The organism is Streptomyces sp. NPDC047453 (genome assembly GCF_040643155.1).
In the GTDB taxonomy this organism is placed as follows: domain Bacteria; phylum Actinomycetota; class Actinomycetes; order Streptomycetales; family Streptomycetaceae; genus Streptomyces.
This window is the reverse complement of record NZ_JBEYTS010000080.1, coordinates 23,728-30,256: the sequence shown is the minus strand read 5'-3', so window position 1 is coordinate 30,256 and position 6,529 is coordinate 23,728. Positions and strand designations below refer to the sequence as shown.

The following is a 6,529-nucleotide window of genomic DNA, read 5'->3' as shown; positions in this document are numbered from 1 at the left end:
GCGGCGGAGCGAGTTGCCGAGGGTGTAGCCGAAGCCCGGCTCCAGCGGCTCGATCACGAACCGGGAACGGAACTCGTCGACGACCTCTTCGGTCAGTGATGGACGCTGAGCAATCAGCACGGGGTATTGCCTCCAGTGTTTGGCGCCCGCTATGTGACGCCGTAGTCACTACGAAGGGTACGGGCGGTTCGGCCTCCGGGGAGGACGAACCGCCCGACCTCGCCCGTCTGCCGGCCGGTCGGCGGGCTCAGCTCTCGCTGGAGTGGAGTCCAGCGATCAGCGAGGTAGCCACCAGCGCGGTCCGTAGGCGCATACTGGGGGCGATGACAAAGCCTGCTGCACCGAAGCGTCATTTGCCCACCAGCCCCTTCAAGGCCCCGGTCACGCCTGCTCCCAAGCACTTCGCTGTGGGCGACCAGGTCACACACGACATGTACGGCCTCGGCCGGGTGATCGGCATCGAGGATGGAATCGCGGTGCTCGTGGATTTCGGCTCCGCGCAAATGCGGATCTTGAGCCCGTACGCCAAGATGACCAAGCTGTAGGACCGCTGTGCCCGGTCACGGCACGCCAGGCCCCTTCAGGGACCTGTAACGGAAGGGAGACCTCTCATCGATCCGACGTCGCTGTTCTCCGCCCTGGAAGGGCAACCCCGTCGCGCCGCCGGAGCATTGCCGCCTCCGACGACAAACCCCTTCCAGGCCCCGGACTTCGGGGAAGACGAGGCCTTCCTGCTCGAGGATGTACAGGAGCCCGCCCGGGGCATGCGTGCCGCGCGAACCAAGGCGGCTTAGCTCCCACGCGTGCGGTGGCTTCGGCAGCCGGCCGGGGCCGTCCCCGGTGCTGCGGTGAGGAGTGCGGCCGTCTCAGTTCCCGTCTCGGTCAGCTCCGTTCACTGTCGTCGAACCGGCATGGGCTCGCACAACCCTTCGTGATCATGTCACTGGCCTGTGACAGCGTTGTCCTGGAACGAAGGCGCCGGGATCCGTTCGGCGCGCAGCCCCCTCATAGTGATCAGTCGACCACCGAGAGCCGAAACGGCTTCGAACTCAACCACTGATCACCAAAGGGGATTTCATGTCCGGCAACCGTCGCAAGGCCTTCCTCGTCTCCGCAGCCATCGTGGGCGGCGCCATGTTGATGACCGCATGCCAGGACGGGGACGCGGCCACGGACACCGGCGCCGCGCGGGGTTCGTCCGCCACCCCCGCCGGCGATGCGGCCACCCCGGCCGGCTCGTCGGCCGCGGGCAGCGGCCAGAGCACCGACAAGAGCTCCAACGCGACGGGCGAGGGAACCGAGGACGCGGCCGGCTCCGGCGCCGACACCGGCAACGGCAAGCGCGAGCCGGTCGGGCAGAGCTGCGGCGCCAACGACATCTCCTGGAACACCAGGTCCGAGACCCAGGCCGGCGGATACATCCTGATCATCGCCAAGGCGAAGCCGGGGATCACCTGCTACCTGCCCGCCGCGCTTCCGACCGTGGCGTTCGGATCCGACGGCACCCAGGCGGGTCCCGCGGAGCAGACCGCCGGCAAGCAGATCAAGCTGAGCGGGAGCACCACCGCCTATGCCGGGGTGAACCCGAAGACCACCAAGGAAAACGGTGGCAAGGAACTGGACTTCATCATCGTCGGCGTCGGTGACGACGACCCCAACCCGGTTTCCCTGCCGGTCGGCACCATCACTGTCGAAGCCCCGATCGTCACCAACTGGCACACCGCCCCGGCGGACGCCGTTCCCTTCAGCTGAACGGACCGATCCTGGCGCGCAGCCGACAAACCGGTGCAACACGATTCAGATCGGCTCTGGTTGCGGCACCGGTTGTCGCGCTGGTGTGGCCTTCGGTTCCCACGCCGCGGTGGTCCGTACGTAGCCGTAGATCACGGAGGTCATCGCCAGCACGAGCAGGGGGCCGGACACCCACGGATGCTCGGCCATCGTCAACGGCAGGAAGCGGTAAGCCACCAACAGCGCGGTGAAGACCATTGCCCCGTAAGCGGCCAGCCGGATCCCCGATCGATCCCAGCCGCGGTCGAGCGACCGCAGAGCTGCCTCGATCGTGAGCACGAACACCACGCCGGCAAGGAGATCCACGCCGTAGTGGTAGCCGAATCCCAGCGTTGCGGCGAGCGTGGCAACCAGCCAGAACGTGCCCGCGTACCGCAGGATGCGTGGGCCCTTCCGGGTATGGATGAAGATCGCGGTGGCCCACGCCGTGTGCAGGCTGGGCATGCAGTTCCGCGGGGTGATCTCGTCGAACGGCATGAGGTACGGGGTATTGATCGGCGGCAGCGTTTGCGGCCACAGGTCGGCCACCGCCCAGTGCCCGCTGGACGGAATGTCCGGCGACCACAGGCTGACCGTCGCCCAGTACTCGGTGCCGGTGCCGTAGGCGAAGATCGGTCCGACCACCGGGAAGATCATGTAGAAGGCCGGCCCGAGGAGGCCGATCACCAGAAAGGTGCGCACCAGGTGGTGGCCCGGGAAGCGCCGCTCGACCGCCACGCCGCGCAGTTGATACAGGGCGACGACGACTGCGGCCACGGCGAGTTGACCGTAGACGAAGTCGAGGAAATTGAAGCCGATGGGGCCGGTGGCCGCGACGACCCGGCCTACCAGCCACGACGGACTGCCCAGCGCGTGATCGGCTGTCGCCACGTACTGGTCGAGCACCGCGGGGCGGGTCTTCGAGGTGATGAGCAGCCATGTGTCGCCGGTCTTGCGGCCGGCCACCAGCAGCAGGCCCAGCCCCACGCCCTTCAGCAGCAGGACACGTTCCGAGCCGGTGCGGCGAGTGGCAGCGATGACCCCGTAGCCCAGAATCACCCACAACGCACCGTTGCCGAAGGGGTGACCGTTGGTCACCTTGGCGTCCACCGCCCACCGGACCAGCGCGAAGGCGATGTCGATACCGATCGCCGCACCCGTCGCGATGAACCGTTGCCGCCAGGTGAGGACCACCATCATCAACGCCATGGCGGCGTACAGCAGACCGCCCGACTTGGGGGCGGCCACCACCTCTCGCACCTGGGTGGTGATCGGCCCTGGTAGGCCGTAGCGACGTGCGGCGAACTCCAGCACGATGAGGAATCCGAGAGCCGCGACACCCGCCACGGCCCAGAGTCTCTCCCGTCGTCGGGGCAGGTCCGGTCGCGGTATGCGCATGGGCGGAGTGGTCACTTCGTCCGCGATCCCGATGCGTCTCCCAAAGCCCCGAGACACCTCATACCCCCTTGGTCCGCCCCTGCACGCCACCCGTGCGCTTGGTGTGCCCTTCAGAGCGGACAGCCACAGTCAACAGCGGTCCCCCAAGCCCCCACGGGGAGGGAAGCACAGTGGATCTACGCAGGTCAATAGCCGTGTCGGCGCACAAGCGCCCTCGCTTCGCCGGCTGAGGGCTCGGACACCGTCGTCACGGGGCGGCCCTCGCCGCCTGCTCTGGGCGCCAGACCGCCTCAGGCGGACAGGCAGGAGAAGAAGAGACCCTGCGGGTCGTACTCCGCCCGCAAAGAGCGCAGGCGCTGCCAATCGGCAGCCGTGAACGATCCCCGGGACGGGTCGGCGGTCAGGTCCGTTTCGGCGATGTAGTGACCGGTTCCGAACGGCTCCACCGCGCGCATGGCGTCGCGCAGCCAGTGCACGTTGACGTCGTCATGCGCGGGATCGGTCCAGACGGCGTAGGGCACGACGTAGCTCTCTCCGAGCACGGAGAACGCCATGTTCCGCAGCGACTCGTCCTCCCGCGAGACCGGTGAGACGGGCGCCAGCACGAAGGACTTCCCGGAAGGGGCTCTGGCGACCGCGTCGCCCAGGATCGCCAGGAGCGATGCGTAGTCCTCGTGCGACCACAGCGTGTCGGCCGCGTAGCGGTGCCTTTCGGGCCACAGGCCCATGGAGCCGTCATAGAGAGCGGCGAGAGACGTCGGCTCATCGAGTCGCCGGGACAGCGGTCGTTCGGAGAGAGGGCAGCTCCACAGCGGACGCAGGGCGCCGACGGCTTCGGTGTGCGAGTCCGCGAACGCGGTGGCGGTGACGACGACCACCTCGGGCCATGGCCCATCCGGAACGCCTGGCGCGTCCTCGGCGGCCAGCAGGAAGGACAGTTCCACGTTCGCGGGCAGTTCACGCGCCGTCTCGGTGGCCCAGTCGGTTACGGGGCCGACTGCCGCGAGAGGAAAGACATAGGAGGTCGTGGCGAGTGCGGTCGGGCGCGGCCGCAGACGGAGACGGAAGCTGGTGACGACGGCGAAGAAGCCGGGCCCGGCTCCCCGTGCTGCCCAGAACAGGCCGGGATGCTCTTCTTCGGTGCACCTGAGTACTTCACCGCCGGCTGTCACAGCGGTGATCTCCAGTACGCTCGCGCAAGCCACCCCCCACAGACCGGAGTTCCAGCCGAGGCCGCCGCTGAGGAGGTAGCCGCCCAGAGCGACGGAGGGGCAGTGCCCTGCGGGGAAGGCGAGATCGCGCCGGGCGAGCTCCCTCGCGAATCTGCTGCCGATGACACCTGGTTGCACGGTCGCCGTCGCCGAGTCGGCATCGATCTTCCACTGATCGAGCCCCGAGAGGTCGAGGAGTATGCCTCCGTCCCGCAGTGGTGAGCCGCACCAACTGTGCCCGCCCGCGCGTACGGCGAGTCGCAGTCCGCTGGAGAGGGCCGGCTTCAGGGCTTCCTGAACGTCCCGCTCGTTGGCGGCTCGGACGATCAGATCGGGGTACCGGTCCGGCTTGAGTTCGTTCCACAGAGCGCGGGCACGGGCGGTCTCGTAGTCCGCGTCGCCCTTGCGGAGGAGCGCGCCCTCGATCCGTGAGCGCCGGTTCTGTTCGCTCATGACGACCTCCTCGTCGTGAGCATCTTTCCGGGGCCGGCTGTCAGCCGGTGGTCAGACCGAAGATCACGATGAACGCCAGCCAGCAGATCGCCACCACGGCGGCACCTGCCACGTCGATGCGGAGGGATCGCGCCCGACCGGGCATCAACCAGAAGGCGAGGGCTCTGTTCACCAACGGCATCAGCAGCCATGTCAGGTCAGGATGGACACGCTCAACACGTTCGAGACGAACAAGGCGAGATGTCCGGGCAGGCCGAGAGCGGCAAGTCGGGGGCCCAACACAAGGTTGAGGATCTCGACGGTGGGATAGAGGGCCAGCACCACGGACATGGCCTGCTTCCAGTTGGGCGGGCCACCCTCCTCCGCACCCTGCTCGAAGCGGAACCAACTGCCGAACGCGGATCCGACCTTGCGTACGTCGTAGGAAACGAAGGTGCCGCGCCCTTCGTCGAGCAGCTTTCGACGCGTGGTGGATTCGAGCCACGTGTCCAGGTGTTGACGGGTGTCGAAGCGGAAGGCGGTGACCCACTTGTCCTGGATCCCCTTCACGGGCCGGAACAACTCCGAGCCCATGAAGCCCGGGAACCTCCGTTGAGCCGACAGGATCTTCTCCTGCCAGCTCACGAACGCCCGTTCCTGGTCAGGTCGCACGTCGTGCGAGATCACCGCGGTGACGGCGTCATGGGCCGGCGTGCCACCCGCGAGAACTTCCTGCGTGGGGGCCTCCTCGAACAGTTCGCGTCCCTGTTCGAGGAGTTCACGGCGCGTATCGGAGCTCATCCACGCGGTCAGCTGATCCAGGTGGCAGAAGCGGAAGACGACGACCCACTCGTTTCCCTCGGCGGAGGGCGGAGGGTACTGCTCCGTTCCCTCGAACCCGTCGAATTCGCCTACGACCTCGTTGGTTCGATCCTGCCAGCGCAGGTAGTCGTCTTCACATCCCGGACGGACCTTCTGTGAGATCACGACGGTCGCGCTGTCGTCGTGGGAGCCAGGAGTTGCACGAGGACTCACGGCTCCTAGAGTAGGTAAAAGCCCCATGTGCCGCAAAAGTAACGTGGGATCGGAGGCGCCGAGATGGGACACAGGGAGCACCTGGCCGAAGCGGCGCAGTTGGCCACCGAATCCGTCGAGAACGGCTGGGGAGGCCCCTTCGGTGCGGTGATCACCCATGATGGCGAGGTGATCGCTCGAGGCCAGAACCGCGTGCTGCTCACGGCGGATCCCACCGCGCATGGCGAGGTGGAGGCCATACGCAAGGCCATCCAGTACCTCAACCCGGATGCTCCCACGGTCTCGGAAGACCACCAGAACGAGTACACACTGGAGTTGGTGCCCCGTCCCGAAGGGTCCCCGGACATCTTGCCGGAGCGTGCCCGCATGCTCCGGCAAGATGCTCGATCTACACCAGCGGAGCGCCCTGCCCCATGTGCATGAGTGCCATCTACTGGGCGCGAATCGGCGCCGTCTACTACAGCTGTGACTGGAAGGCCACCGAGGAGATCGGGTTCAGCGACGACTTCCAGTACGAGGACTTCCAGCGGCCTCCGGACCAGCGGAGCATCAGCATCAAGCAGATGTACCCCGAGCTGGGCGCCCAGGCCTATCAGGCGTGGCAGGACAAGCCGAACCACCATCCGTACTGACGGTCGCTCACTCGCGGGTGCGCCGGCGTCCCGCGGCATGGAGAGAAGACC

General features: G+C 67.2%; 6 protein-coding genes and 2 pseudogenes. 3 read left to right on the top strand and 5 right to left on the bottom strand.

Going from position 1 to position 6,529, the window contains the following annotated elements; genetic code table 11:
- Positions 1 to 120: pseudogene (locus ABZ818_RS36660) on the bottom strand (DNA-directed RNA polymerase subunit alpha); the annotation flags it as partial.
- Between the two features lie 203 nt (positions 121 to 323).
- Here ABZ818_RS36660 and ABZ818_RS36655 point away from each other — a divergent pair.
- Complete coding sequence (locus tag ABZ818_RS36655) at positions 324 to 545, top strand: hypothetical protein (RefSeq protein ID WP_361424740.1); 222 nt, start codon at positions 324 to 326, stop codon at positions 543 to 545.
- A 532-nt stretch (positions 546 to 1,077) separates the two neighbouring features.
- Positions 1,078 to 1,752 carry a DUF4232 domain-containing protein gene (locus ABZ818_RS36650; protein WP_361424737.1) on the top strand — a complete coding sequence of 225 codons (675 nt, stop codon included), beginning with the start codon at positions 1,078 to 1,080 and terminating at the stop codon, positions 1,750 to 1,752.
- Positions 1,753 to 1,797: 45 nt separating this feature from the next.
- On the opposite strand, the gene ABZ818_RS36645 is transcribed toward ABZ818_RS36650, so the two are convergent.
- From ABZ818_RS36645 to ABZ818_RS36630, 4 genes are all read right to left on the bottom strand, one after another.
- Positions 1,798 to 3,117, bottom strand: coding sequence for a phosphatase PAP2 family protein (locus ABZ818_RS36645; protein WP_361424734.1), 1,320 nt, complete (start codon positions 3,115 to 3,117; stop codon positions 1,798 to 1,800).
- A gap of 341 nt (positions 3,118 to 3,458) precedes the next feature.
- Positions 3,459 to 4,832: an FAD-binding oxidoreductase gene (locus ABZ818_RS36640; RefSeq protein ID WP_361424731.1), complete on the bottom strand. Its 1,374-nt coding sequence runs from the start codon at positions 4,830 to 4,832 to the stop codon at positions 3,459 to 3,461.
- A gap of 40 nt (positions 4,833 to 4,872) precedes the next feature.
- Complete coding sequence (locus ABZ818_RS36635) at positions 4,873 to 5,004, bottom strand: hypothetical protein (protein WP_361424728.1); 132 nt, start codon at positions 5,002 to 5,004, stop codon at positions 4,873 to 4,875.
- A gap of 20 nt (positions 5,005 to 5,024) precedes the next feature.
- Positions 5,025 to 5,612, bottom strand: coding sequence for an antibiotic biosynthesis monooxygenase (locus ABZ818_RS36630; RefSeq protein WP_361424746.1), 588 nt, complete (start codon positions 5,610 to 5,612; stop codon positions 5,025 to 5,027).
- A 297-nt stretch (positions 5,613 to 5,909) separates the two neighbouring features.
- Here ABZ818_RS36630 and ABZ818_RS36625 point away from each other — a divergent pair.
- Positions 5,910 to 6,478 (top strand): annotated as a pseudogene (locus ABZ818_RS36625) (nucleoside deaminase).
- The last annotated feature ends 51 nt before the right edge of the window (positions 6,479 to 6,529 follow it).

Bases quoted from the DNA above. Each gene is read 5' to 3' on its own strand.
- ABZ818_RS36650 (WP_361424737.1), top strand. From the start codon at position 1,078: ATGTCCGGCAACCGTCGCAAGGCCTTCCTCGTCTCCGCAGCCATCGTG.
- ABZ818_RS36630 (WP_361424746.1), bottom strand. From the start codon at position 5,612: ATGAGCTCCGATACGCGCCGTGAACTCCTCGAACAGGGACGCGAACTG.
- ABZ818_RS36640 (WP_361424731.1), bottom strand. From the start codon at position 4,832: ATGAGCGAACAGAACCGGCGCTCACGGATCGAGGGCGCGCTCCTCCGC.
- ABZ818_RS36655 (WP_361424740.1), top strand. From the start codon at position 324: ATGACAAAGCCTGCTGCACCGAAGCGTCATTTGCCCACCAGCCCCTTC.